Annotated in this window: 15 protein-coding genes and 2 pseudogenes; 11 read left to right on the top strand and 6 right to left on the bottom strand. The window is 69.8% G+C overall.

Annotated elements, in window-relative coordinates; all coding sequences use genetic code 11:
- Positions 1-157: 157 nt before the first annotated feature.
- The 8 genes and pseudogenes from P3102_RS24890 (at position 158) to P3102_RS24855 (ending at position 7,687) form a co-directional block, all read left to right on the top strand.
- Positions 158-1,720: an adenylate/guanylate cyclase domain-containing protein gene (locus P3102_RS24890; protein ID WP_276362214.1), complete on the top strand. Its 1,563-nt coding sequence runs from the start codon at positions 158-160 to the stop codon at positions 1,718-1,720.
- Positions 1,721-2,055: 335 nt separating this feature from the next.
- Complete coding sequence (locus tag P3102_RS24885) at positions 2,056-2,328, top strand: hypothetical protein (protein ID WP_125795218.1); 273 nt, start codon at positions 2,056-2,058, stop codon at positions 2,326-2,328.
- 58 nt (positions 2,329-2,386) lie between these two features.
- Complete coding sequence (gene glmS / locus P3102_RS24880) at positions 2,387-4,207, top strand: glutamine--fructose-6-phosphate transaminase (isomerizing) (RefSeq protein WP_276362213.1); 1,821 nt, start codon at positions 2,387-2,389, stop codon at positions 4,205-4,207.
- 27 nt (positions 4,208-4,234) lie between these two features.
- The gene (locus tag P3102_RS24875) at positions 4,235-4,588 is read left to right on the top strand and encodes a YciI family protein (protein ID WP_276362212.1); all 354 of its coding nucleotides are present in this window, start codon (positions 4,235-4,237) and stop codon (positions 4,586-4,588) included.
- Positions 4,585-5,781, top strand: a complete 1,197-nt coding sequence (locus P3102_RS24870; protein ID WP_276362211.1) for an RNA polymerase sigma factor — start codon at positions 4,585-4,587, stop codon at positions 5,779-5,781. The genes P3102_RS24875 and P3102_RS24870 overlap by 4 nt, the downstream gene beginning before the upstream one ends.
- A gap of 60 nt (positions 5,782-5,841) precedes the next feature.
- Positions 5,842-5,937: pseudogene (locus P3102_RS24865) on the top strand (D-beta-D-heptose 1-phosphate adenosyltransferase); the annotation flags it as partial.
- A 26-nt stretch (positions 5,938-5,963) separates the two neighbouring features.
- Positions 5,964-6,857, top strand: a complete 894-nt coding sequence (locus tag P3102_RS24860) for a sugar ABC transporter permease (protein WP_276362209.1) — start codon at positions 5,964-5,966, stop codon at positions 6,855-6,857.
- Positions 6,858-6,859: 2 nt separating this feature from the next.
- Positions 6,860-7,687 carry a carbohydrate ABC transporter permease gene (locus P3102_RS24855; RefSeq protein WP_276362207.1) on the top strand — a complete coding sequence of 276 codons (828 nt, stop codon included), beginning with the start codon at positions 6,860-6,862 and terminating at the stop codon, positions 7,685-7,687.
- 159 nt (positions 7,688-7,846) lie between these two features.
- Here P3102_RS24855 and P3102_RS24850 read toward each other — a convergent pair.
- From P3102_RS24850 to P3102_RS24830, 5 genes and pseudogenes are all read right to left on the bottom strand, one after another.
- Positions 7,847-9,062: pseudogene (locus tag P3102_RS24850) on the bottom strand (DUF222 domain-containing protein).
- Positions 9,063-9,920: 858 nt separating this feature from the next.
- Positions 9,921-11,282, bottom strand: coding sequence for a GH1 family beta-glucosidase (locus P3102_RS24845; protein WP_276362206.1), 1,362 nt, complete (start codon positions 11,280-11,282; stop codon positions 9,921-9,923).
- A gap of 11 nt (positions 11,283-11,293) precedes the next feature.
- Positions 11,294-12,553, bottom strand: coding sequence for an ABC transporter substrate-binding protein (locus P3102_RS24840; RefSeq protein ID WP_276362204.1), 1,260 nt, complete (start codon positions 12,551-12,553; stop codon positions 11,294-11,296).
- Between the two features lie 113 nt (positions 12,554-12,666).
- Positions 12,667-16,320 (bottom strand): BTAD domain-containing putative transcriptional regulator, encoded by a 3,654-nt coding sequence (locus P3102_RS24835; RefSeq protein ID WP_276371338.1) that lies wholly within the window; start codon positions 16,318-16,320, stop codon positions 12,667-12,669.
- A gap of 60 nt (positions 16,321-16,380) precedes the next feature.
- Positions 16,381-18,444, bottom strand: coding sequence for a BTAD domain-containing putative transcriptional regulator (locus P3102_RS24830; protein ID WP_276362203.1), 2,064 nt, complete (start codon positions 18,442-18,444; stop codon positions 16,381-16,383).
- Between the two features lie 284 nt (positions 18,445-18,728).
- Between P3102_RS24830 and P3102_RS24825 the strand changes: the two genes are divergently transcribed.
- On the top strand, positions 18,729-18,980 hold the full coding sequence (locus P3102_RS24825) for a hypothetical protein (RefSeq protein WP_276362201.1): 252 nt from the start codon (positions 18,729-18,731) through the stop codon (positions 18,978-18,980).
- Positions 18,981-19,062: 82 nt separating this feature from the next.
- Positions 19,063-19,698 carry a response regulator transcription factor gene (locus P3102_RS24820; RefSeq protein WP_276362199.1) on the top strand — a complete coding sequence of 212 codons (636 nt, stop codon included), beginning with the start codon at positions 19,063-19,065 and terminating at the stop codon, positions 19,696-19,698.
- Positions 19,699-19,920: 222 nt separating this feature from the next.
- Here the strand turns inward: P3102_RS24820 and P3102_RS24815 are convergent, their stop codons facing one another.
- On the bottom strand, positions 19,921-20,280 hold the full coding sequence (locus P3102_RS24815) for a hypothetical protein (protein WP_276362198.1): 360 nt from the start codon (positions 20,278-20,280) through the stop codon (positions 19,921-19,923).
- 78 nt (positions 20,281-20,358) lie between these two features.
- Here P3102_RS24815 and P3102_RS24810 point away from each other — a divergent pair, with 78 nt between their 5' ends.
- The gene (locus P3102_RS24810) at positions 20,359-24,711 is read left to right on the top strand and encodes a hypothetical protein (protein WP_276362196.1); all 4,353 of its coding nucleotides are present in this window, start codon (positions 20,359-20,361) and stop codon (positions 24,709-24,711) included.
- Positions 24,712-24,719 lie beyond the last annotated feature (8 nt).

The following is a 24,719-nucleotide window of genomic DNA, read 5'->3' as shown; positions in this document are numbered from 1 at the left end:
CGCTTTCGGCACCGTGGCCGCTGATTTCACCGCGCTGCCTACGGCGTGACCGAACCCGACGCGACGACACTGATCGGCTCCGGCACCGTCCGCTGACGACGGCGCCGCTTCGGTGTACAGTCGTTCACTCGAACCGGGGTGAACGGGTGGGACACGGGTGCGATCAGACAACGACTCCACTGTTCGGGGCCGCGGGCAAGGACCGTTCGGCTCCTGGCTGCTCGGTCCGCTCGATCAGGACCCGGCCGTGCTGCGGCGTCGCGTCCAAGGGCTGCTCACCGGGACGCTGATCGCGACCAACGTCATCGGCGCGCTGGTCGTGGTCGGGCTGGCGGCCCTGCTCATGCCCGCTCCCGGCATGTCGGGTGAACTCGTGCGGGTCACCGCGATCGCGGTCCCCGTCTACGTCGTGTCCGCCGTGGTGGTGGGTGCGCTGTGGGGCACCCGCGGCGCGTTGCGGACGTTGCGCTGGGCGGCCGACGGCCGGACGCCGACCGAAGCGGAGCGCGCGGCGAGTCTTCGTGTCCCGTTGCGCCTGACGTTGGTCCAGGCGGTGCTGTGGGGTGTCGCGACCGTGGTCTTCGGCGTGCTGGCCGCGCTGGTGCAGCCGCGGGTCGTGCTCACCGAACTGCTCGTCGTCGCGTTCGCGGGGGTGGTCGTCTGCGCGATCGCCTACCTGGCGGGCGAGTTCATCCTGCGGCCGTACGCGGCCTTGGCGCTGACGGGCACCTCGCCTGCCCGGCGGCTCAGCGGCGGGGTCAACCTGCGGATGCTGCTGTTCTGGTGCCTCGGCACCGGCGTACCGGTGGCGGGACTGGTGGTCACGGGGGTGCTGGCGTGGGCGCGCGGCGACGTGTCGACCACGAAGCTCGCCGTCTCGGTCATCGTGCTCGGCCTGGTGGTACTGGTCTTCGGTCTGCTGGTGACCGTGTTCACCGCCCGCGCCGTGGTGAACCCGATCCGGTCGGTGCAGCACGCGCTGGGCCGGGTGCGGGCCGGCGACTTCGCCGTGGAGATCCCGGTCTACGACGGCACCGAACTCGGTCTGCTGCAGGCGGGCTTCAACGGCATGGCCGCCGGTCTCGCCGAACGCGAACGTTTGCGCGACCTGTTCGGCAGGCACGTCGGCGAGGACGTCGCGATCGAGGCGATGCGCACCTCCGCCGAACTCGGCGGCACGGTGCGGACGGTGTCGGTGTTGTTCGTCGACCTGATCGGCTCGACCACGCTGGCCGCGAGCCGTCCGCCCGAGGAGGTCGTCGGCCTGCTCAACCGGTTCTTCGCGGTGGTGGTCGACGAGGTCGACCGCAACCACGGGCTGGTCAACAAGTTCGTCGGGGACGCCGCGCTGGCGATCTTCGGCGCGCCGGTGCGGCTGGAGGACCACGCGACCCTCGCGCTGTCCGCGGGCCGGGCGATTTCGCGCAGGCTGGCGGCCGAGGTGCCCGACTGCCCGGCCGGGATCGGCGTGGCGACGGGTGAGGTGGTCGCCGGGAACGTCGGCGATCCGCGGCGCTTCGAGTACACGGTGATCGGCGACCCGGTCAACGAAGCCGCCCGGCTGACCGAACTGGCGAAGAACGTCGAAGCCCGGTTGCTCGCTTCCTGGACGGCGATCGAGTCGGCGGCCGAGGACGAGGCCGCGCAGTGGAAGGCGACGGAGGACGTCATCCTGCGGGGCCGCACCCGGGCCACCACGCTCGCGATCCCCAAGTCCTGACCTGTGGTGGATTCACAGTCGTTGTGAAGGGGTCGTGAATCTTGCGCGGTGGACCTAGCTCCGCCGCCCGCGGACCCGGCGGTTCCTGGCACGCGAGCGCGCCCGAGTCCTGTGAACGATCACAGCGGTTTCTTCGCGCCTGGTGAGGGCGTTGTTCCGGAAGCCGGGGCGGCGCACGGTGATCTCCCCATCCCCGTGTCGAAGGAGACATCTGTGAAGAACCCGAGCCCGAGCACGCAAGCCCGCAGTTGGGCGACTAACGGCGGGAGAACGACTGAGTCAGTGAGTCTTGCCCGATTTCGGGCAAGAACTGGCGCTTCGTCGCCTCGATGTGCATGATGGGCTCCGTGGAGGACGCGGACATCGTCGAGCAGGTGGCCTTGTCGACAGGTCTGTCGACGGCCATCGCCGCCCGCGTCGTCGAGGACGTCCTGGCGTTCTACCGGCAGCCGGTCGAGCAGTACGTCCGAGAGCGGCATGCCAGGTTGCAGGCAGAGGGCAGGAAGAACCCCGAGATCTTCCCCCGGATCGCCGTCGAACTGAGCCGTCGTCTCGTCGCGCCTCCCGACCTGTCCGAGCGGCAATTGCGCCGCATCGTCTACGGCTGACGGAGCACGCCCCGTCGTCGCGTGTCCTGTCCGTTGTTCTTTGTGAGGTTGACTCGTCATGTGCGGAATCGTCGGCTACATCGGCGGGCAGAACGCCGCCCCGATCCTGATCGAGGGACTGACGCGGCTGGAATACCGCGGCTACGACTCGGCCGGGATCTCCGTCCTGGGCGGAAAAGGCGCCCAGGTGCACCGGATCGTGGGGCGGGTGCGGAATCTGACGGCGGCCCTGCCCAAACGGCTCGCGGGCAAGGTCGGCATCGGGCACACGAGGTGGGCGACGCACGGTCCGGCGACCGAGGCGAACGCCCATCCGCACGTTTCCGAGGACGGCCGGATCTCGGTGGTGCACAACGGGATCATCGACAACGCCGACGCGCTGCGGGAACAGCTCACACAGGCCGGGGTGACGCTGACGTCGGAGACCGACACCGAGGTGCTCGCCCACCTCATCGCGAGGTCGGCCGCGAAGACCCTCGAAGAAGCGGTCGTCGAGGCCGTTTCGCGTGTCACCGGCACCTACGCGATCGCCGTGACCGACACCGGACACCCCGACCGGGTCGTGGTCGCGCGGAACGGCTCGCCGCTGATCATCGGCGTCGGCGACCGCGAGATGTTCGTGGCCAGCGACCTGTCCGCACTGGTCCGGCACACCTCGCAGGTGGTGCACCTCGACGACGGCGAGTTCGCCAGTGTCTCGGCCACCGGCTACCGGACCTTCACCGTCGACGAGAGCGACACCGGCAAGGCCGCCACGGCGATCGACATCCAGGCCGACGACCTCGACCTCGGCGGGCACCGGCATTACATGTACAAGGAGATCCAGGAACAGCCGGAATGCCTGGAGCGCATGATCCGGGGCCGTCTCGACGACCGGTTCGGAGTGTCCCGTTTGGACGGTCTGAACCTGACTCCCCGTGATCTGCGCGGCTTCGCGAGGGTGAAGATCCTCGGCTGTGGCTCGGCGTACTACGCGGGCCAGATCGGCGCGACCATGATCGAGGATCTGGCGCGGGTCCCGGCCGACGCGGAGGCCGCGTCGGAGTTCCGCTACCGCAACCCCATCATCGAAGCGGACACGCTCTACATCGCGGTCAGCCAGTCCGGCGAGACGGCGGACACCGCGTTCGCCGTCGAAGAGGTCAAACGCAAGGGCGGCCGGGTGGTCGGCCTCGTGAACGTCGTCGGCTCGACGATCGCGCGGGCCTGCGACGGCGGCCTGTACCTGCACGCGGGCCCGGAGATCGCCGTCGCTTCGACCAAGGCGCTCACCAACATGGCCGTCGGTTTCGCGATGATCGCGCTGGCGCTGGGCCGCGTCCGCGATCTGTCCAACGCGGACGGACAGCGGATCGTCGCGGCACTGCGCGCGTTGCCGGAGCAGGTCGCGAAAATCGTCGAGGCGGAGGCTCGGATCGCCGAGCACGCCAAGATCTGCGCGGACGCGCGGAGCCTGTTCTTCATCGGCCGGGTCCGCGGTTTCCCGGTGGCGCGCGAGGGTGCGCAGAAGTTCAAGGAGATCTCGTACCGGCACGCGGAGGCCTACCAGACCTCGGAACTCAAGCACGGTCCGCTGGCGCTGATCGACGAGGAGCTGCCGACGGTGGCGATCGTGCCGTCCGACGACCTCGCCGACCGCAACCTGGCCGCGATGCAGCAGATCAGGGCACGCAAGGGGCAGGTGCTGGCGATCACCCACGGCGACGTGGATTTCGGCGAGCTCGACGTGCCGCGGTTCGTGGTCCCGCGTTCGGAGCCGGAACTCGACCCGATCCTGCTCACGATCCCGTTGCAGCTGCTGGCTTATCACGCCGCGCTGATCCTCGGCCACGACATCGACAAGCCGCGGAACCTCGCGAAGTCCGTCACCGTGGAATGATCTCCTGAGCCGTCGAAGGGGTCAGTCATGAGACAGTACCTGCTCGCCGTCCAGCTCGACGAGAGCGCACGGGACGCGCCCGAAGACGAGGTCCGGGCGATGCTGACCAGGACGGGCAAGGTCACCGACGAGATGAAGGCCACCGGGTCCTGGGTCTTCGTGGGCGGCCTGGAGCACTCGGACGTCTCCACCGTCGTCCGTCCCGAAGGCGGCACGACCACGATCACCGACGGTCCGTTCGCCGAGACGAAGGAACAGCTCGGCGGATTCTGGGTGATCCAGGTCGACGATCTCGACCAAGCGCTGGCCTGGGCCGAGAAGTGCGCGCTCGCCTGCGGGCAGCCGATCGAAGTGCGGCCGTTCGGTGACCCCGCACGGTGACGCCGACGGATTTCGACGGGATCTACCGGGCGGAGTACGGCCGGTGCGTGGCCACCCTGACCCGTCTCCTCGGCGACATCTCGCTCGCCGAGGAGGCGGTTCAGGACGCCTTCGCGACCGCGGTCGAGAAATGGGCCGAGCCACCGCCCAACCCGGGCGGGTGGATCGTCACGACCGCCCGCAACCGGGCGATCGACCGCCTGCGCCGGGAATCCACCCGCGAGGCCCGGCACGCGCAGGCACTGCTGCTGCACCGGCCGGACGAGCCGGCGGAAGCAGGACCGGTACGTGACGACCAGCTCCGCATGATCTTCACCTGTTGTCATCCGGCGCTTTCGCCGCTCGCGCGGACCGCGCTCACCCTGCGGTTGCCCGGCGGGCTGGAAGTGGGGGAGATCGCGCGGGCGTACCTCGTCCCGGAAGCGACCGTCTCCCAGCGGATCGTCCGCGCGAAAAAGAAGATCCGCGACGCGGGCATCCCGTACCGGGTGCCGCGGGAGGACGAACTCCCGGATCGGCTGGCCTCCGTGCTCACCGTGCTGTACCTGGTCTTCAACGAGGGGTACACGTCCACGTCGGGAGAACTGCTGCGGACGGATCTCTGCCTGGAGGCGATTCGCCTGGCGAGGGCGCTCACCGAGCTGATGCCCGACGAGCCGGAGGTGCTCGGGCTGCTGGCGCTGCTCCTGCTCACCGAAGCCCGGCGGCCGGCGCGGGTGGGGCCTTCGGGTGAGCTGGTGGTGCTCGCGGACCAGGACCGGTCCCTGTGGAACCGGGACCTGGTCGCCGAGGGGCACGAACTGGTGCGGCGATGCCTGCGGGTCGACCGCCCCGGCCCGTACCAGGTGCAGGCCGCCATCAACGCCGTGCACACGGACGGATCGTCGACGGACTGGACGCAGGTGCTGGCGCTCTACGACCGGCTGTGGCGGCTCACCCCGACGCCGGTCGTCGCGCTCAACCGCGCGGTCGCCGTCGCCGAGGTGCACGGCCCGGCGGCGGCACTGGACGGGATCGCGGAGCTGGAGCTGCCGGGCTACCACCATCTGCCCGCCACCCGCGCGAACCTGCTCGCCCGTCTCGGCCGGACTTCGGAAGCCATCGCCGCCTACGACGAGGCGATCGCCTCGGCCACCAACGACACGGAACGGGCCTTCCTGGAGACCTGCCGGACACGCCTCGGGTCCCTGTGACGATCTCGGCCGAACTATTGTCGCGGGGACCGCGCATCCGCCAGGACAGGAGGTGAGGCGTTGTACGCCGGAGAGCGGCAGCGCGCCATCCTCGAGCAGGCACGGCAAAACGGCCGCGTGGACGTGGCGACGCTCGCGGCGGCCTTCGAGATCACCCGGGCAGGCGTCAGGGTGATCACCGTTTGAAGCACACGGGCGAGCGACTCGCCGGATATCTGCTGACCGCGCCGTTCTACGTCCTGTTCGGCGTGTTCGGTCTCTTTCCGTTGCTCTACACGGCCTGGGTGGCGCTGCACCACTGGCATCTGGTCAACGGTGACACCGGGTTCGCCGGTCTCGGCAACTTCGCCGTCCTGTTCCAGGACCCGAACTTCTACAACGCGCTCTTCAACACGGTCAGCATCTTCGTCCTTTCGACCGTCCCGCAACTGCTGGCCGCGCTCGGGCTCGCCGCGCTCCTCGATCGCCCGCTGCGTGCGCGGACCCTGTGGCGGGCCAGTGTGCTGTTGCCCAACGTCGTCTCGGTGGTCGCGGTCGCGCTGGTGTTCGGCCAGCTCTTCGCCGAGGACTACGGCGTCGTCAACTGGGTGCTGGGCCTGGTGGGGCTCGACCCGGTGGACTGGCGGACGGACCGGTTCGCCTCGCACGTCGCGATCAGCGTGCTGGTGATGTGGCGCTGGACCGGCTACAACGCGCTGCTCTACCTCGCGGCCATGCAGTCCGTGCCGCAGGAACGCTACGACGCCGCCATGCTCGACGGCGCCTCGCGCTGGCGGACCTTCTGGTCGATCACCGTGCCCGCGATCCGCCCGACCATCGCCTTCACCGTCGTCGTCTCGACCATCGGCGGGGTCCAGTTGTTCGCCGAGCCGCAGTTGTTCGACGACACCGGGACCAACGGCACCGGCGGCGCCGACCGCCAGTTCCAGACGCTCGCGATGTACCTGTACGAGAAGGGGTTCGGCGAGTTCGACGCCGGATACGCGGCGGCCATCGCGTGGCTGCTCTTCCTGTTCTCGGCGGGTTTCGCGCTGGTCAACTTCTCGCTCGTGCGCCGCATGCGGGGCGGTGAGTGACGATGGCGGCGAGGGAACGGACCGGATTCGTCGCCTACGGGCTGTTGCTCGCCGTCGCCGTCGCGTCGATCTTCCCGCTGTACTGGTCGTTCGTGGTGTCGTCCAAGGACGATTCCGCGCTCGGTGAGACGACTCCGCCGCTGCTGCCCGGCGGCAACCTGCCCGAGAACGTGGGCAAGGTCTTCGACACCGTCGATTTCTGGCTCGCGATGCAGAACTCGCTGATCGTCGCCGGCACGGTGACCGCGTCGAACGTGCTCCTCTCCAGCATGGCCGGATTCGCCTTCGCACGCCTGCGTTTTCCCGGCCGGGACTCGCTCTTCCTGGTCGTCATCGGCACCGCCCTGGTGCCCGCCCAGCTCGGGGTCGTCCCGCTCTACCTGGTGGTCGGCGAACTCGGCTGGTACGGGCGGCTGGAGGCGGTGATCGTGCCGGGACTGGTCGGCGCCTTCAGCGTGTTCTGGATGCGGCAGGCGTGCGAGGAGGTGATCCCGGGTGAACTGCTCGACGCCGGACGCGTGGACGGCTGTTCGACGGCGCGGCTGTTCTGGAGCGTCGCCCTGCCCGCCGTCCGCCCCCAGGCCGCCGTGCTCGGGATGCTGACGTTCATGACGGCGTGGAACGACTTCTTCTGGCCGTTGATCGTGCTCGACCCCAACGCGCATCCGACCGTCCAGGTGGCGTTGTCGCGGCTGGCCAGCGGCTACTTCACCGACTACTCGCTGATGCTCACCGCGGCCACGATCGGTGTGTTGCCCGTGATCGTGCTGTTCATCCTGCTGGCCAGGAAGGTCGTCGACGGCGTGATGCGGGGCGCGCCGCGGGCCTGACGATCGCGGTCGCGTTTTCGGTTCGGCGGGCAGGACGTTGCCGTATTTCGGTGATGCGGAGAGGCGGCAAGCGGTTCCGCGGTCATTGCGCCAGGCAACCAGGCCGGCGCCGATCGCACGATCGAGGACGCGGCGCCGTGGTCGTTTTCCGGCGACGGCTCAGCACGGTGGCGGTTCCTCGGCGCGGGGTTCGTGCAGGGGCGATGGCGTGCTGTCGTAGCTCCGTCCCGTTGGCGTGGTGATGGTGAGGGTTCCATCGGACGTCAGCCGGTAGACCCAGCCGGGTTCGTCTTTCAACCGGTGGTCGCGGCGGCACATCGACCAGTTCGGTGTCGGTGGTGTGGCCGCCGTGTTGCCACGGCAGCGAGTGGTCGAGGTCGCAGGCCTGGGCGACGCGGTGGCAGCCGGGTCTTCGGCATTCCCGGTCGCGTACCCGCACGAACTCGTCGAGACCCGCGGTCGGCCGGTAGCGGTCGCGGCCGAGGTCGAGGACCTGCCCGGAGAGTGGGTCGGTGACGAGCCGCCGCAGCACGGTGTTGGGGCCGGAGGCGATGTGTCGGGCCAGCGAGGCCGGGATGTGGCCGTGTCCGGCCAACTCGGCGGGATTGTCGTTCATCCCGAGGTAGGTGTGCAGGTCCAGGTAGAGGAACACCTCGGACCGTTCGCTCTTGCCGCCTTGACCACCGAGCAGGAGATCGAGGGCGACGTCGGCGCGGAGCTGATCGAGGGTGCGGGTCTCCTCGCCGGTTTTGAGCGCGCGTGCTTCGCGGTCGATCCGGGTGTAGGCGGCGGCGACTTTCTCGACGGGGCCGTCTTCGACCTCGATCGACGCCACCCCGGTCTCGCCCTGCCGGATCGACAACCGGCGCCCGGCGCGGTGTCGCTCCACGCGCCGGGAGGCGCCGTCGCGGTCGGCCGTCATCGCCGCGTGATTCGCCGCTTTCCGGATCTGTTCGGCATTCTTGCCCGATAACCGGTCCTCCAGTATTTCGTCCACCGCACGCGCGTCGTCGTCCGACAGCCACGCGGTGGCCGTGGCGACTTTCATCGCCCCGTAGCCGCCTACTTGCCCGCGATCGAGGAGTCCCAGTGTGCGTGGCAAGCGGCTCGTCAACGCCGTCGCCGTCGACACCAGCCCTGCCGCGTGACCGTCCACAACGGACAGAGCGAGCGCGACCTCCTGAACCACGCTCGACGCGCCGTCACGATGACGGTTCAGCTGCCCCAACGCGCGGAACCGGACCGCCTCCAACCGCGCGATCCCCTCCGACGCCGCGACCGCGGCGGCGACAGCATCGTTGTCTCCCAGCGAATCCAGTGAAGCGTTGACCTCCTTCAGAACCTCCGACTTGGTGATTTCCTTCAATAGCGCCACAGTGGCGTTGAGAGTGTCCACGCTCAGAAGGTACAACCGGCCACCGACAGTTTCCGAACGCCAGAGCGTCACCGTTTTCCGGTAACGGCCGATCGCGTCGTCTCGGTGGTGAGGAGTTCCGTCATGGCAACGTGATCGGCCTGGTCCACCGCTCAGGACGAGAATGACTCACGGCGAGGTCAGTGCTTCAGATTCGGGTTAGAGTCCGTTGCGTGCCGTCATGGTCGTGTAGCATCGGGTGCTGTCTTTGAGTGCTCGTTCCTGCGTTTCGCGGATGTGCTACCGGCCACCGGTGGTTTTCGGATGTCAGAGCGTCGCCAGTTTTCGGCAATGATCGATCTCGTCGTCTCGGTGGTGAGGAGTTCCGTCACGGCAACGTAATCGACTTGATCCACCGTTCAGGAACTTCCGTGCCCAGGAGGAACGGGTCAGCCCTTCAGATCAGCTAGAGCGCGTTGCGTGCCATCACGTCCGCATGCCAGAGCGTCGCCGTATTCCGGTAACGGTCGATCGCGTCGTCTCGGTGGTGAGGAGTTTCGTCATGGCAACGTGATCGGCCTGGTCCATCGCTCAGGACGAGAATGACTCGCGTCGAGGTCAGTGCCTCAGATTCGGGTTAGAGTCCGTTGCGTGCCGTCATGGTCGTGTAGCATCGGGTGCTGTCTTTGAGTGCTCGTTCCTGTGTTCCGAAGATGTGCTACCGGCCACCGGTGGTTTCCGGATGCCAGAGCGTCGCCAATTTTCGGTAACGCCTAATCACGCCACCTCGGTGGCGAAGAACGTAACGGTAACGTGATCAGCCTGATCGCGGCCAGAGCCTTCCGTGCCCCAAGCAACAGGTCAGCCTTCAAAAGCGAACTAGAGCCCGTTACGTGCCACCACGTCCGCGTAGAACCGGGCGCTGTCCTTGAGCACCCGTTCCTGCGTCTCGAAGTCGACGTGCACGAGCCCGAACCGCTGCGTGTACCCCATGGCCCACTCGAAATTGTCCAGCAGCGACCAGGCCATGTAGCCGCGGACGTCGGCGCCGCGTTCGATCGCGTCGTGCACGGCGGCGAGGTGCTCGGCGAAGTACCGCACGCGTTTCCCGTCGTGCACGCGCCCGTCGACGACCTCGTCCTCGAACGCGGCACCGTTCTCGGCGATCACGAGCGGCAAGCCGGGACAGTGTTCGTGCAACCACGACAACAGATCGGTGAACGACGACGGCCGCTGCTCCCAGCCGAGCGAGGTCAGCTCGCCGCGGGGTCGCTGGACGTCCATCCCGCGCAGGCCCGGCAGTGGGCAGTTGCTGTCGGTTTCGGGGTCGTCGAGCGGCACGGCGCGGGCGGGCGCGTAGTAGTTGACCCCCAGGACGTCCAGCGGCTGCGCGATGACCTCCAGGTCGCCGTCGGCGATCGCCGGTTCGAGCGTGCCGAGATGCGCCAGATCCGCCAGCAGTCCGGGCGGATAGCCGCGACCGAGCAGGGGATCGAGGAAGAACCTGTTGTGCAGGAAGTCGAATCGTCGCGCGCCCTCGCGGTGCGCGGCGTCGTCCACGTCGGTCAGCACCGGGGCGAAGTTCAGCACGATGGACACTTCCTGCTCACCGCCACCGGCCCGCAACGCCTGCGCGGCCCGGCCGTGCGCGAGCAGGAGGTTGTGCCCGGCGACCAAAGCTGCGCCCTCGTCTCGGAGGCCCGGCGCGTGGTCGCCGTTGCCGTAGCCGATGAAAGCGGCACAGAACGGCTCGTTGATCGTGGTCCATTGCCGGACACGGTCACCGAGTACTTTGTGGACGGTCAACGCGTAGTCGGCGAAAAGCTCCGCGAGGTCGCGGTTGGGCCAGCCTCCCTCCGCTTGCAGCGCCTCCGGCAGATCCCAGTGGTAGAGCGTCACCATCGGGGTGATCCCGTGCTCCAGGACCGTGTCGACAAGGCGATCGTAGAAGGCCAGGCCGCGGGGTTCGCTCGTGCGGCCGTCCGGCATGACCCGCGGCCACGCGACGGAGAAGCGGTAATACGGCACGCCGAGTTCGCTCAGCAGGCCGATGTCCTCACGATAGCGCCGGTAGTGGTCGCAGGCCGGCTCACCGGTGGCACCGCCGAGCACCCGGCCGGGCCGCGCGGTGAAGGTGTCCCAAATGGACGGTCCGCGGCCGTCGGCCGTCGTCGAACCCTCGATCTGGTACGCCGCCGTCGCCGTTCCCCAGCGGAACCCGGCCGGAAACCCGCGTGCCACACCGTCCTCGTTCATTTGGCGGCCGCGGCGCGGCCCTCCGCCGAAGCCTGGTTCCAGGCCTCGTCGAGCGATTGCTTGCCCTCTTCGACGCGGCCGAGCGCGTGCCCGTACACGGGCCGTACCTCGCCGTCGCGCAGCCCTCGGTAGTTCGGCCGCTGCGCTTCGGCGGAGGCGGCGAAGATCTTGCCGACCGGCGCGTCCCCGAAGTACTTGCTGGTGTGGGAAAGCACGGCGCTGTCCTGGTAGGCGCCGAGCGCGCTCGGCAGCAGACCGCTTTCCAGGAAGATCCGCTTCTGCTGTTCGGGCGCGGTGAGCCAGACGGCGAGGTCGTAGGCCTCCTTGCGGTGCGCGCCCTGCTTCGGCACGGTCAGGAACGAGCCGCCCCAGTTGCCCGCCTTGCCCGGAACCGCGGTGACGTCCCATTTGCCCGCCAGTTCCGGGCCGCCCGCCTCTTCGATCTGGGTGAGCATCCAAGCGGGGCAGGTGATGGCGGCGAACCGGCTCTGCTTGATCGCCACCGTCCACGGCTGCGTGAACGTGGTGACCGCCGCCGTCTCCTTCTTCAGCGCCATCCCGCCCGCCAGCTCGAAGGCCTTGCGCACGTTGGGGTTCTTGTCCGCGACGAACGTGTCGTCCTTGGCGAAGTAGTTCTCCTCCGCCTGGTTGAGCATCGCCGTGTAGATCGTGCCCGCCGAGTCGGCGAATCTGACGTCGTCCGGCGCCTTGGCGCTGAACCGCTCCCCGGTCTCGGCGAACTTCTCCCAGGTCGGCCACAGCGCGGCCACCTGATCGCGGTCGGTCGGCAGACCGGCGTTCGCGAACAGGTCGCGGCGGTAGCAGAGGGCGAGGCTGCCCATGTCGGTACCGAGGCCCAGCACGAACTTCCCGCCGTCCGCGGTGCCCTGGTCCCATTTCCAGGCGGGCCACTGCGCCCGGAGGCCCTGCGCCCCGAATTCGGACAGATCGGTGAACTTGTCCGTCGACTGGCGGAACTTGGGAAGGTACTGTTCCTCGATCGCGACGACGTCCGCGCTGCCGCGTCCGGCACCGAGGCCGGTGGCGAGCTGCCGGTGATGTGTCTCGAAGTCGGCGACCCGGCCCTCGACGGTGATGCCCGGATGAGCCTTCTCGTAGTCGTCGAAGAGTTTCTCGTACCCGAACTCGCCGAAGGTGGCGACGGTGAGCTTGATCGGGCCACCGGCTTCCGGCTTGCCCGAGCAACCGGTGAGCAGCAGCACGAGGGCCGTCAATCCGGCCAGCACGCGGGTCATGGTTCTCCTCGGTCGTACGGTGATGATCGCTTTCACGCGAGCCGTCTGTGTTATCGCCTTCACGCGAGCCGTCTGTGTCATCGCTTTCACGCGAGCCGTCTGTGTCATCGCCTTCACGCGAGCCGTCTGGGCAACTGATCGCCGACGGTCAGCCGGGAATCCGCGTGCAGTTTGGTCAGCACCCTCGACACCAGCGACTGCACCGTCCTCCTGGGCAGGCTCAGCTCCGCGGCGATCTCGGGGTTGGACAGTTTCGCCGCCACCAGCCGGGCGACCCGCAGTTCCAGCGGTGACAGCGCGCCGCTGTGGCGGGGTCCGCGTTCGGCGCGGCTCAGCACTCCGTAGCGGCGCAGCCGGTTCTCCGCCCGGCGGATGCTCCAGGTGGCGCCGACCGGCCCGAGCACCTCGCACGCCTCGGTGAGCGAGCGGGTGGCCGCTTCGAGGTAACCGGCACGGCCGAGCAGCTCGGCGGCGTCCTCCAGTGCCGCCGCGAGTTCGATCGGGCGGCCGACCTCGCGGTAGTGATCGGCCGCGGACAGCATGCCTTCGGGATCCCCGTCGATCAGCGCCCGGCATCGGGCGGCGGCCGCGGTCGCCCTGGCGGGCACGGTCTCCTGGCTCGCCTCCTCGGCGCAGACGGCGAGCGCTTCCCGCGCGACGGCCTCGTTCCCGGCCGCGAGCGCGACGCGGACGACGTCGGGAAGCCATTGGTGGCGCAGCATCATCCGGGCGTAGTCGGGGCGCAGCACCGGCGCGATCAGCCGTAGCGCGTCGTCGAGCCCGCCGCGCTGTTCGGCGGCCATCGCCAGGGCCGCGAGGTAGAAGTCGCAGCTTTCGCGCTCGGACGAGTTCGACGGCGAATGCGCCTCGGCGGCTTCCAGATGGGCGCGGACGGAGACGCGTTCGCCCCGGTGTCCCGCGATGAGGGCGGCGACCCCGTGCAGCAACAACGCGGCGGCACCCGGTTCGCGCACTCCGTAGAAGGTGATCGCCGGGCCGTCCTCGGTGACCGAGTCCAGCTCGGCCAGCGCCTCGTCCCAGCGGCCGGTCCAGTAGTGGTGCACGGCCGCCGAGACCTGCGGACCGGTCGGCAAGCCGTGCCGGGCCGCCGTCTCGTATCCGGCGTGCAGCGTGGCGTCGGCCTCGTCGAGCCGGTCGAGGTTCTGCAGGGTGAAGAGGCGGTTGTCGAGCAGGTCGAAGCGCAGGGTCGCCAGTCCGGCGTGGTCGCCGGTGGTGCCGAGCGCGGCGTCGATCGCGGTCAGCGCCCGGTCGTGCTCGCGGCGGATCGAGTGCACGAGCCACAACGTCTGCTGCGCGTGCGCGGCGGGATAGCGTTCGCCCGCCTCGACGGCTTCGGCGTGCAAACGCCGCGCGAGCCGTTCGGTCTCGTCGAGATCGTCGAGGGTGCCGCGCCGGAAGTTGGCGAGCAGGGTCCGGGTGCTGATGCGCCACAATTCCGGTATCGACGGATCGTCCGCGGTGTCGCCGAGCGCCTCGATCGCGCCGGGCGTGTCACCCCGGCGGTACCGCAGCGCGGCCAGGAAATGCCGCATCTGCGCCAGATCCGCCTTGTCTTCGACCGTCTTCACCGCTTGTTCGGCTTCGGCCTCCGGCGCCTGTTCGAGGCGGAACAGCACCCGCACCAGCGCGGCGATCAGCGTCCCGCGCTGCTCGTGGGTGGGCACCGTGCTGTCGAGCGCGCCACGGAGGAGATCGGCCGCGATGTGCGGGGCGCGGTTGGACACCGCGACGTGGTTGGCGGTGAGCCAGCCCACCAGCCACGGGTCGAACGGCACCGGCCCGGCCGCCAGCTGCTCGGCGACCCGTTTGACCGGCGCGCCCGCCCGCGCGAGCGACTCGGCGGCGCGCCGGTGCAGCGCGGCGCGGACCGGTTCGGCGATGCCGCCGTAGAGTGCCTGGCGCTGGAACGGATGATGGAAGGCGAGTTTGTCGCCGGCGTACTCGATCACGCCCGCGGTGGTGGCCGGTTCCAGCTCCCGCACAACCTCCAGCGGGCTCTTGCCCGCCAGCGTGGAGAGGTCTTCGACGGCGAATTCCGCGCCCAGCAGCGAGGCGGTGCGCAGGATCTCGGTCGTGGCAGGCTCGAGGCATCCCAGGGTGCGGGCCACCGCCGCGAGCAGGGACCTGGGCGCGTTCTCGGTGCCGTCCAGCGTCACCTCGGCCACGCCCGCCTTGTTCAGCAGAGCACCGGTGCGCACCAGGTCCTGCGCTATTTCCCTGGCGTAGAGCGGGTTCCCGGCCGCACGCCGGACCAGTGGCCGCAGGCTCGGCCCCAGCTCGGCCCCGAGCACCACCTCGAACACGGCGGCGGTCTCCTCGTCGGACAGCACCTCGACCGGCATGATCTCGCCGTCCCTCGCCTCGACCCCGCGACGCAACCGGGCGAGGTCCCGGCGGCCGTGCCCGGTGCGGGTGGCGGCGACCAGCAGCAACGGCAGCTGGCGGGTGGCGGCGGCCAGTCGCTGCCACAGCAGCACACTGGCCTCGTCGGCCCAATGGAGGTCGTCGATCACCAGCACCAGCGGGCCCGCCGCGCAGGTCTCGTCGACCAACGCCAGCAGTTTGTCCACGGTGGACGAGATCGGGTCGGCGGGGCCCCAGTTCCCGTGCGCGGGCTCGGCGTGCAGCTCACCGGCCAGCTTGGCCTTGACCGGGTCCGCCGCGCCGTGGTGCACGCCGAGGCATTCCATGATCACCTGCAGCGGGAACCGTCGCTGGAGTTCGTCGGCCGCGGTCCAGGCGAGCTGGCAACCGCGCGCCGCGGCGCCCGCCAGCCCGGCGATCAGCAGCTCCGATTTGCCGATACCCGGTTCGCCTTCGAGCCAGACGGGGCGGCCGCGGCCGGCGAGCACGTCGGTGACGAACCCGGCCAGCCGGTCGACCTGCCGGGCCCGGCCGGGCAGAGGGCTCTGGCCGCCGCGTTCGATCGCCTTGGCCACCGGCGGCGGCACGATCCGGAGCGGAGCCGGTTTCGCGTCGGCGACCGGCTTCTCGGTGCCGCTGAGGATGCGCTGGTGCAGGTCACGCAGCAGGGCGCCGGGTTCGACCCCGAGTTCGACCCGGAGTGTCCGCCTCGCCTCGCGGTAGGCGGTGAGTGCCTCGATGGGGCGGCCGCCGGCGTGCAGGGCACGCATCAGCGTCTCGTGCAGCGACTCGCGCAACGGATACCGCCGCACCAGCGCGGTCAGCTCGGCCACCAGCTCACGGTGGTCACCGAGGCCGAGCAGCGCGGTGGCGCGCAGCTCGGTGGCGGTCAGCTGGAGTTCGGTCAGCCGGACGCGTTCCGTTTCCGCGAACGGGCCCGGTACACCGGAATAGGCCTCGCCCCGCCAGCGCCCGAGCGCGGCGGTGAGCCGCGCGGCCGCGCCGCGCTGGTCGGCGTGGGCGAGCAGCCTTCTGGCCGCCGCGGCGTCCTGTTCGAACCGGTGGACGTCGAGCGACTCGCTGTCCAGCCGCAGCACGTAACGCGATCCCGACGAACGCAGCACCTCGTGCGCGTCCCCGCCCGCCTTGCGGATCGCCCCGCGCAGACCGGAGACGTAGGTGTGGACACTTCCGGTGGCGCTGGCGGGCGCCGACTCGCCCCAGACGCGCGAAATCAGCTCACCGAGCGAGATCCCCTGGCCGCGGCGCGCCGCCAGGGTGGCGAAGACCGCACGCTGACGGGCGGGCCCGAGCTTCAGCTCGACGTCTCCGAGCCAGGCACGAGGCGGCCCGAGCAGCTCGACGCGCAACCCGTTCGTCACGCCGGCTCCCCTTCTCGTCATGCACCGAAAGTGGCCGGTTCACTACTGTGTCTCCGCAGTTTAAGACGTCCTCGGCGCGGTTCGGTCGGGCACCCGGCCGAGCGCGTGCAGCGGGGTGCACCAGGGCTGGGCGGGTCCGGAGGAGGCGGTGTCCGGTTCGGGCAACAGCAGCGCGGCGAGTTCACCCGCCAGGTCCCGATGCTGTTCCTCGGTGAGATTTCGTTGGCGCGAAAGCAGATGGAGCAGTTCGACGGCGGGTCCGGCGGGCAGCGCGCGGACATTGTCGAGCACCCATCGCGGAATCCAGGGCCCCGTCAGTTCGTCGCCTGCCTGGAGCAGGTGCTCGGCGACCCGGTCGGCGGGCGCGCCGGACTCCGCCATCGTCGCGGCGATCTCCTGGTGCAGCACGGCGCGGATGGCGGGTGGCGTGTTCGCGGCGAAGACCGAGGCCACCAGCGGGACGCGGAACCGCAGGCGGTCTTCCTCGGATTCCAGCACGCGTGCGGCGAGTGCCTCGTCGACCGCTTCGACGAGCGCCGCCGGTTCGCGGCCGGTGACGTCCGCCAGTTCGGCGACCGCGAACGACGAGCCGAGCAGCGCGGCCGAGGTCAACGTTCGCTTGCACGCCGGCGAAAGCGTGGCGAGCTGGGCGTCCACCATGGAGGCGAGCCGGCTGTGCGGCGCGGTGGTCGTCTCCCGGCCTTCGGCGAACTCGGCGAACAGCTCGCGCAGGTAGCCGGCGTTCCCGGCGGTGTACTCGGCGGCGAAACCGAGGAAGTCCCGGCCGGGATCCCTGGCCAGCGTCTCCTCGGCGAGCGCGGCGACGGCCGGGGCGTCGAACGGCGGCAGCGAGACGATCTCCCCGTCGAGCTCCGAGCGGAGGACGTCGAGCAGGCGCCGCCGGGGGAGCGGGCGCGCCGAGCCGATCAGCAGCAGCGGCAGCCGCGCGGTGAGCCGGTGAAGCCGCTGCCAGGCGAGCAGGCTTCCTTCGTCGGCCCAGTGCAGATCCTCGAAGACGAGCACCCGCGGTCCGTCGGCGCACAGTTCGGTGACCGTTCCGCCGAGATCGTCGAGTGCTTCGCCGCCGAGGCTGTCGGCGATGAGGTTCAGCGGGACCGCGCTGGTCAGCTCGTCGGCGGTGACCCAGCGCGTGCGGCTGGTCGCCGAGGCGAGTACCTCCGCCAGGAGCGTGCTCTTGCCGCTGCCCGCCTCGCCGTCCACCCAGACCGTCCCGCCGCGGCCTTCGGTCAGCAGCGCGGACAGGTGGCGGCGCAGCCGGGCGAGTTCGAACTCGCGGCCGACGAAGAGGGAGGGCCGATCGGGCACGGCCGTCGTCGGCCGGTGCCGTTCCGGCTGGTCGCGGTGGTGCAGTGAGGGATCGTCGTCCAGGACGCGCTGCCGCAGGGACAGCAGTTCCGGGCCGGGTTCGAGACCGGACTGCTCGATGATCGTCTCGCGGGCGCGGTCGAACGCGGCCAGCGCCTCGGCCCGCCCGCCCGCCCGGAACAACGCGGTGATCAGCAGGCGGTGCAGGCCTTCACGCAGCGGATGGCGCCCGACCAGCACCGTGAGCTCGCCCACGAGTTCGCGGTGGCCGCCCAGGCGCAGCGCGACCTCGGCCTGGCGCTCGAGCGCGCTCATCCGCAGTTCGTCCAGCCGGGCGCGCTGGGTCTCGGCGAACGGGCCGGGGATCCCGTCCAGCGCGGACCCTCGCCACTGCCCGAGCGCGGACCGCAGCGACTCCAGCTCCCGCCGGTGCGCGCCGGTGCGCCGATGCGCGCGGGCGTGTTCCAGTTCGGCCTCGAAGACGTGGACGTCGACCCGCTCCCTCGGCAGGTCGAGGCGGTAACCGGCACGGGTGGCGACGAGCGGTCCGCCCACCGGCTCCAGCGCGCGGCGCAAGGCGGAGACGTAGGTATACACGATGCCGGTGGCGCTGTCCGGAGGCCGCTCGCCCCAGACGGCGTCGATGAGCTCCTTACGGGAGACGAACTGGCCGGCGTGCAGCGCGAGCGCGGCGAACACCGCCTGCCGCTGCGCCGGCCCGAGGGCGATCTCGCCTGCGTCGGACCGGGCGGAAGGACCGCCCAGCAGCCGCACCGTCAGCGAGGAAACCTCGTCCATGACCTGCCGCCTGTGCTTTCGACCGCCGAGAAAGAGCCCTGCTCGGCGGAAAGCCTAATGGCGCCGCTGTGGGCTTCGCAATCAAGCGGGCAGCCGCCGTGTGGGTTTCGGCCGGGCGGAAGGGGCCGTTCCCGGAGTTCGCCGATCGGTGGACCATCGGAGGTCCGTTCCTGTGGTTTCACGGCCGGGACAGGCCACGGGCGAGTGGGCAACCCGGACGTTCGCAGGGGCAAAGTGTCGTCCGGCGCTGGTGGTGGGCATGCGCGGCTGTGCATGCTGTGCCGGTGAGTGAGGATCAGGAGCTGTTCGCCGGAGACGTCCTGCTCGGTCTCGCCCAGAACGGCGGGCTGGTGCTCGACGCCGACGAGGCCGAAGCACGCATCACCGAGCTTCGGCGCACGCTGGCCTTCGGGCACGCCCTGCTCGCCGACCCGCACTACAGCGGCCCCGAGGCCAGGCTCCGCGAAATCCTCGGCGAGCTGCCGAAGTACGTGGAGGCGTTTCAGCTGGCCACGAAGTCCTTCACGCCTCGTTGAGGACTCGTGGAGACTTCGTGAAGAGCTCCTTCGCAGACTGTGTCCCATCCGACTGGGGCCGCGGACAAGCGGAGGGGACGAAGTGGACACGGAAACCCGACAGATCACCGTGGCGGTGCACGCGCCCGACCCGATCACCACGGCGGGCCTGGCCAGCCAGCTGAGCACGCAGCAGGGGATCGGCATCCGGGTCTGGGAGCGGCGCGCCGAGACCGACGTACTGGTGTTCGCCACGGAACGGCTGACGCCCGAGACGGTGCTCTGGCTGCGGCGGCTCGCCGCCGAGGACGGCAAGCCGGTGGTGCTCGTGGTGAGTCAGATCAGCGAGGCGGAACTCGTACCCGCCATCGAATGCCGGGTGGTGGCGGTGCTGCCGCGTTCGGCGACGACCGGCGAACGCCTGGCGCACGCCGTCCGCGCCGCGGCCACCGGCGGCGGCGTACTCCCGCCGAGCCTGCTCGGCGAACTGCTCAAGCACGTCGAACGACTCCAGCGCGAGGTGCTCGACCCGATGGGCGTCAACACCGCCGGGCTCACCACGCGGGAGATCGACGTCCTGCGGCTGATGGCCGAGGGCAAGGACACCGTCGAGATCGCCGGCGAGCTCAGCTACTCGGAACGCAGCGTGAAGCACATCATCCAGGGCATCACCGGACGGCTGAAGCTGCGCAACCGGCCCCACGCCGTCGCGTACGCCGTGCGGGCCGGGGTCATCTGACCGAAGTCCGAACTCGCGTGATCAGAGCCCGAACTCGCGTGATCAGAGCCGTAACTCGCGTGATCAGAGCCGTAACTCGCGTGCTTGGAGGCCGCATTGCGTGTTACGGCTTCAAACACGCGAGTCACGGCTTCGATCACGCGTGTCGCGCGTTGTGCCGGGCCAGGCGTTCGCCGGCGAATCCTGGGCGAGGCAGGCCCGGATCAGCCGGCGATGCGGCCGTCAGGGCAGCTCGTGCATCGAAACACCGAACAGAGCGCACTTCGGCGGTGCGCCGGCGGGCGCCACCGCGACGCGATCACAGACCTCGCGCGGGCAGCCGTGCCTCGCCTCCGAGCCGGTGTCCTGACGCGCGTCGCCGCCTTCGCTGTGGCGGAAGACTTGGTTCACCTCCGCTTCGGCGAGGCGAGCGAGTTTCGCCTCGAGTGCCCGCCAGCCGTCGAGGGTGTCTTCTCCGGCCCGTGTCGCCGCCGCCAAGTCGTCGAAATCCGGACGGAGCGCGAACCAGTTCGCGTCACCGGCGAGCCGCCGCAGGCGCGCGCACAGGGCCGCCCACTCCTCCCGACGAGGGTCTCGCGACATGCCACCTCCGGTGTTGCCGGGCACCAGGATCTCGCTAGGGTGTCACCCTACGCATGGCGCCTCGCCGGGGAGGTTCAGGTGGCCAACGTCGAGATCCTCTCGGAAAACGTCGAACTACCGCCGGACCGGAAGGGCATGTTCCGGCACGCGCTGCACCGGATCGGCCGATCCGGGCCGGGCTGGCAAGGATCGGTCGAGAGCATCGAGATCACCCGGGTGATCGACGGCGGCCGGAGTGGGGCATTCGTCCTCGAAGTCGCGCTGCGCGCGGGCGCGGAACACCGGCAGCGTGTGGTGAAGATCGGCGCTGCCGAGGAAATGGCCGCCGAGTACGGGAATTACCGGCGGTTGCTCGTTCCGTATCCGGCCGCGGTGTGCGCGCCCATTCAGGAGGCGACGCGAGGTGCCCTGGACAGCGGAAGCGGACATGACGGTGAGATCGAGGCCGTGGTGTACACCCACGTCGCCGATTACGCGGGCAGGCCGCAGGCGGCGGTGTCGACGTTGGAGGATCTCGTCCGGACCGCCCTCGCGGATCCCGCCTCGGCCACGGCCGCCCGGCGGTTGATCGGCGATCTCTTCGCGCAGATGGCCACTCCGTTCCACAACCGCAGGAAAATTTTTTCTTCGCGGAGTTTGCGGGATCTCAACCCCACTTTGGGGCCTGATCTCGTGCTCAGTGCCGGGACGGTCACCGGAGAACCGATCTATGCGGAAGACGTTCTCGAAGTTTCTCTCGGGCAGGGTGAATTCCATTCCGGGCAAGAGCTCCGGATAGCGGATTCCGGAGATTCCGAAGTCCGGATCGAAACATCGGGGCAGGACACGGACACGGTGCTCTCCGGACGGGTGATCCGGAGCAGGTTCTCCGAACAGCGTCGTACCCTCGATGGTGCTTTCGGTTCCCTTGAGCGGGAAGAGGGCGTGGTCGTCGCGGACGGTGTCCGGACGGCCGATCCCGCGGCCGGGCTCCGGCCCGCGCTGACCGATCCGCGATTCGGGCGGGTGCGCGGTGTGGTGCACGGCGATCTCAACGCCCGCAACGTGATGTGCGTCGACGGCCGTCCGGTGCTGATCGATTTCGCGCGGACGGCCGAGGACCGGCCGGTGCTGTCGGACGCGGCCTGGCTGGAGGTCAGCCTGATGCGCGACGTCTTCGCCGGGCTCCCGTACGCGGACCTCGTCCGGATCCAGCGCCTGCTCGCGTTCGCCACCAGGGCGAGGACAGTGGCGATGGACGCCGCCGAATTCGACCGGATCGTCGAGGGGTTCTTCGAAGACCAGGCACTCGTGGCCTTTCGGATCCTCCACGAGGTGAGGGTGGCGTCCCAGCGTCTTCACCCGGGTGACACCGTCTGGCTCGACTACGCGGCGGTGCTGCATTTGTCGGCCTACCGCACGGTGAAGTGGTCCGCGCACCCCGAGCACGCGTTGCGCGCCACGCACGCGATCGCCGCGGTCGCCGCGGAGTGGTTGGCCGACGAAAACCCCTTCGCCCACGGCGAGCGGCTTTCCGAACTCTTCAGCCGGGTCGCCCCGGTGATCGACCTGACCCGGCCGGGAGCCGCGTCGTTGCTGGCGGGTCTGCTCGCCGCCGTGGAGGCGCGGCATCCGGGGTTGGCTGCTCCGGAGATCGACGAACTGCGTGATCGGTTCACTCGGACGTGCTACCTCGACCGGGCACGGGAACTGATCGTCCGCCTTTCCCGCGAGCACGACGAATTCCCTCTCGTGGCCGAGCACGAGGAGTCGGCGGTGGTGACCGGCGGGCCGGGGGCGGGGAAGTCGCGGCTGCTGCTGGAGCTGGCCTACCGGCGTGCCCTCGACATCGCCGATCCCGGGCCCGGCTCCGGTTCGCTGCGGTTCCCCCTGCTCCTCACGGCGGCCGAACTGCTGGCGGGTCCGGAGGGGCCGCGCCTGGACGTCCCCCGTGAAGCGCTCGTGCTCGGCGCCGTGCACCTGCTCCTCGACGGCCTCGACGAGGTGCCCGGCACGGGTTTCGCGCGAATCGCGGAGTGGGCTCGTTCGCTGCGCGCCCACTTTCCCCGGATCCGCCTGACGGTCGCCGTTCGCGACGGTGGCCGGGCGGCGGAGGCGTTCGGGCTTCCGGTGCACAGGCTGGCCCTCTGGGACGAAGAGGACATCACCTGGTTCCTGAGCAGGCGGCCGATCCCGCTGACCGTGCGGCGGGAGCTGGTCTCCACGCTCGTCGAGACGCACCGCGCCGATGGAGGAGTGCCCCAGGGCCTGGTCGCGATGCTCGCCGAGGCCGCGGTGGAAGAACAGTCGTCCGCGTCGATCGGTGCCCGGTACGAGCGGTACTTCGCGGGTGACCTGACCGAAGAGGAGATCAAGACGCTGGCGTCCGTGGCGGCCATGGCCGTCGACACCGCCGAGCCCGTCCGGCCGGGTTTCGAGCTGGGCGGCCTTCTCGGGCGCGGAATCCTGGAAGCGGGGCCGCGAGGTGTGCGCTTCCTCAGGCTCGCCGAGCGCGACTACTTCGCCGCGCGGGCGTTGTCCGGTGATTTCGCCGAGGACCGGGCGCGAGCCTTCGCGTGGCGCGACATCTGCGTTCTCGCGGCGAGGCTGCCGAGTACACCGGACTCCGTCGTCGAACTCATGGTGCGAAGCGTGCTCTCCGCCGATCCGCGGTTCGCGGCACGGATGCTGGCGTTCAGGCCGGTACTGGCACTCGGCCCGGTGCGGGGATGGAAGACCTTGCTGGCCGATGCCGGCGCGGGTGCCCATACTCGTCGCTCGGTGGCGGAATCCCTGCTGCTGACCGGAATTCCGCCCGCACGGCAAGCCATCTCCGACGTGCTCCTCGACCCCGGAACCCCCGCCACGGCTCAGCTCGAGATCCTGGCGGTACTCGCACTCTCCGCGACACGGGCCGGCCCCGACTGGCCGTACGCCGTCTGGGCCCGCCATGTCCTCGGCGAAGTCCTGGCCCGTGGCGAACATCCGGCCGAAACGGTGCTCGCTGCCCTCGCGGTGATCGGCGCGGCGCGGATCAGGGGCCTCGAGCTGCTGCAGGGGGAGTTGCTCCAGGCAGGTGATCCGCGTGTCGCTCTCGCGGCCGACGGCCTCTTGCGCCGGTTCGACGTGGTGGTGCCATCGCGTCTGCACGAAGTGCGGGAAGAGCTGACGGCGAACGGTCTTCGTGATGTCGAAGCCCGGCTTCCGACCCTGTCCCGCAGCCGAGAGATCCGGGAGGCGAACGAAACGCGGGTGCGCCTCCTGGAGCGGACGAGCTCGCCGGCGGAACTGATCACCAGACGATTCTCCTACGGGATCGCCTACGACGTCGGTGATCTGCTGTCCGGCTTCTCCTTCGAGCCGATGCCTCCCGGCGCGCTTTCCCGGTTGACGGAACTGCCCGAGTCCGAGGCCGTTTTGCTGGCTCACCAACTGCTTTCCGGCAATCGGCCGGCTCGCGACGCACTGGTCCTTCCCGTCCTGGCCACTTCGCCGCTTCATCTCCTGCTGATCGCCGCCGGCGCGGCGACTTCGCCCGCCGCCGTCGCTCGGGTGGAGCGGCTGGTCATCGCACTCGCGCCGGTCGTCGAGGCGGACCGGATCGAAGGGCTGGCCGCCCTGTGCCACGCCGTGGTGCGGGCCGACCCGCGACGAGGCTTCGCCCTGACCAGGGGTTCGGCGCGAATTCTCCGCGACCGCGGGCTGGCGGCTCGGCTGTATTGGCCGTGGAGCACGATGATGGCGCACACCAGTCCGGCGCCGGACGAGTTGGACCGGCTTCTCGCCGACGGTGTCGAGGGTGCCATCGAGGAACTGGCGTCGTACGCGCCATCGTGGGACGGCACTCGCCATCCTGGCCCGCCGTTGAGCGTGGCCGCTCGCGAGGCAGTGTTCAAGCAGCGCGAAGACGCCGTGGAGTGGGCATTGGCGGTCGCGGCGGCGAAGCTGACGAAAGCGCTTCCCGAGGTCATCGAAATCGCCGGAAATCGTAAGCTCGCGACCACGGCGGAGACGTTTTCGACAGGGCGTCACGGAATCGTCGAGATCGCGCCGCACGCGCGGGTTTTGGCGGCGCTGGGAGGTTTCGCCAGGGAAACGGGAGAATACGCCGACGCGCACCGTGTTCTCGCCGGGTTCGACACCACCGGACTGCATCCCACCGTCGAAGCGGGACGATCGACGGGACTGGCGTTCCTGGGCGACTGGGAACCGTTGCTCCGCGCGGCGAAGGGGGACGGCGGACCACTGGACACCGCCGCGCGCCAGACGATCCCGCACTGGGTGCCGGGACCGTGCACGCCGGCCGATGCGCGTGATCCCGGAGAAATCGCGGCGAGACTGCTGCGGTGGGCGGCCGAACCGGGAACGTCACCGGAGCGACGGTCCCTGCTCGAAGAACTGGCTCACGAAGCAGAACGAAAACACGGAAAACTGCTGTCCCGCCCTTGCTGATTGGGCCG

The organism is Amycolatopsis sp. QT-25, assembly GCF_029369745.1.
In the GTDB taxonomy this organism is placed as follows: Bacteria; Actinomycetota; Actinomycetes; order Mycobacteriales; family Pseudonocardiaceae; genus Amycolatopsis.
This window is presented reverse-complemented; position numbering and strand designations above follow the sequence as displayed.